Here is a 1,755-nt window from a genome sequence, read left to right as displayed (position 1 = left end):
GGCCAACTCGGTCAACGTCATCGACATGGACTACATCGACAGCGGCGACACGCGCGAGATCGATGGCATCTACTACCCTGACTGGGGCGAGGGGGCGTTCACGCTGGAGTTCGAGTGGGAGCCTATCGTCTTCGCCATCAATGACGGCCAGAATCAGGTGCTGGCGCTGCTGGAGCCGCAGAGCTATGGCGCGTCGCCGGAAGCGGCTATCTACGCCGTGGACGGCATGTACACCTTCGCCGATGGCGAGCAGCGGTTGGCGCGGGCGCTGTTCAGCAACGAGACGCTGCAACAGATCTTCGCCTTCCAGAGCGCCGACGTGAATCCCAACAGCCCGACCACCGCGCCCTGGGAAGTGACGCCGCAGGCCGGCGACCAGTTCACCGTGTTCGAGAAGTGGTACGACCTGGACGCGGAAGGGCAACTGACGGAGATGTCCTATGAAGAGGGCGGCACGTTGACCTTCGGCCAGTCAGCCTGGACGTACGAGGTGCTCGACGCGCCGGCCGGCGCGTTCACCATCGGCTACATCGTCGAAGACCTGGATGGCAATCGGGTGGAGACGTATGCGGATGTGACGGTCGAGTAGGGGCGGGTTTGAAACCTGCCCCTACAACCGCCGCCGTCCTGAATGGGCAAGTTTTAAACCCGTCCCTACAACCATCGCCACCCTGTAGGGGCGGGTTTCAAACCCGCCCCTACCACATTCACCCCGATATTTCCCCCAAACTCTGCTATAATATCCATATCCGGCACATGTGGCGCAATTCGCCGCGCAACTTCGCGCGGGATCGCGCGTATAGGGTGTTGTATGGCCGCACAGGAAAGAGCGGCCGTGCCGGAAAGCCGTTCGCCGGCGTTTGGAGTTCGTAGGGAGCGGTTCAGTCGCCTCTCCGCAACTGCCGCCGCGGCAGCCAACTACGAACATAAGGTGTGACCATGGATCAATTCCAGATTACGATTCCCCAACTGTTCGTCATTGCCGGGTTGTTGTTGGTACTGTCCGAACTGGTCGTCGGCATCCAGACGGGCTTCGACCTGGTGCTGATCGGCTCAATCCTGATTGTGTCCGGTTTGGCGGGCATCTTCCTCAACAACGTCGTGATGATGCTTATCCTGGCGTCGGTGCTGAGCGTGCTGTACATCGCTGTCGGCCGCAACAAGATTCGCCAGCGCATCACCACCGTCACCAAGAAGACCAACATCGACAAGCTCATCGGCGCGGGCGGCGTCGTTGTGCGCAGCATCACCCCGGATACAGCCGGTCTGGTGCGCGTCAACGATGAAGATTGGCGCGCCTCGGCCGAAGAGGTGCTCTACGAGAAGGATTCCATCATCGTCGAAGGCATCGAGGGCGTCACGCTCATCGTGCGCAAGCTTAGCAAGTAATGGATAAAGCATCGACGGGTGACACAGATTTAGCGCGGGCATTTCTGAAATCTGCGTAATCTGCGAAATCTGCGGATGCTTCTCTTCCAAAGGCAGGAGAATCATGGGTGGCTTTTTAGTCGTTGTCCTGGCGCTGATCTTCCTCATCGCCATCGCGGCGCTGCTGTTCAGCGTCCGCATCATCAAACAGTTTGAGAAGGGGCTGGTCATCCGCCTCGGTCGCTACAGCCATACGGCCGACGCGGGCCTGGTCTTCCTCATCCCGTTCATCGACAGCCTGATTCGCGTGGACATGCGCGAGGCGCTGATCAACGTCCTGCCGCAGCAGGTCATCACCGCCGACAACGTCGTTGTGACGGTGGACGC

At 60.1% G+C, this 1,755-nt stretch carries 3 protein-coding genes; all 3 read left to right on the top strand.

Annotation, left to right across the window (positions count from 1 at the left end; all coding sequences use genetic code 11):
• The coding region (locus ACE3UY_RS18440) for a hypothetical protein (RefSeq protein WP_374688948.1) at positions 1-589 on the top strand (589 nt) is incomplete at its 5' end.
• Positions 590-939: 350 nt separating this feature from the next.
• A complete protein-coding gene (locus ACE3UY_RS18435) occupies positions 940-1,389 on the top strand; it encodes an NfeD family protein (protein WP_374688947.1) in 450 nt (149 codons plus the stop codon).
• A gap of 103 nt (positions 1,390-1,492) precedes the next feature.
• Positions 1,493-1,755: SPFH domain-containing protein (locus tag ACE3UY_RS18430; protein ID WP_374688946.1), on the top strand; the 263-nt coding region annotated here is incomplete at its 3' end.

Origin of the sequence: Promineifilum sp. (SeqCode) (assembly GCF_041918635.1) — a bacterium.
In the GTDB taxonomy this organism is placed as follows: Bacteria; Chloroflexota; Anaerolineae; order Promineifilales; family Promineifilaceae; genus Promineifilum.
The sequence above is the reverse complement of the archived record's forward strand: the minus strand, read 5'-3'. Positions and strand labels throughout refer to the sequence as shown.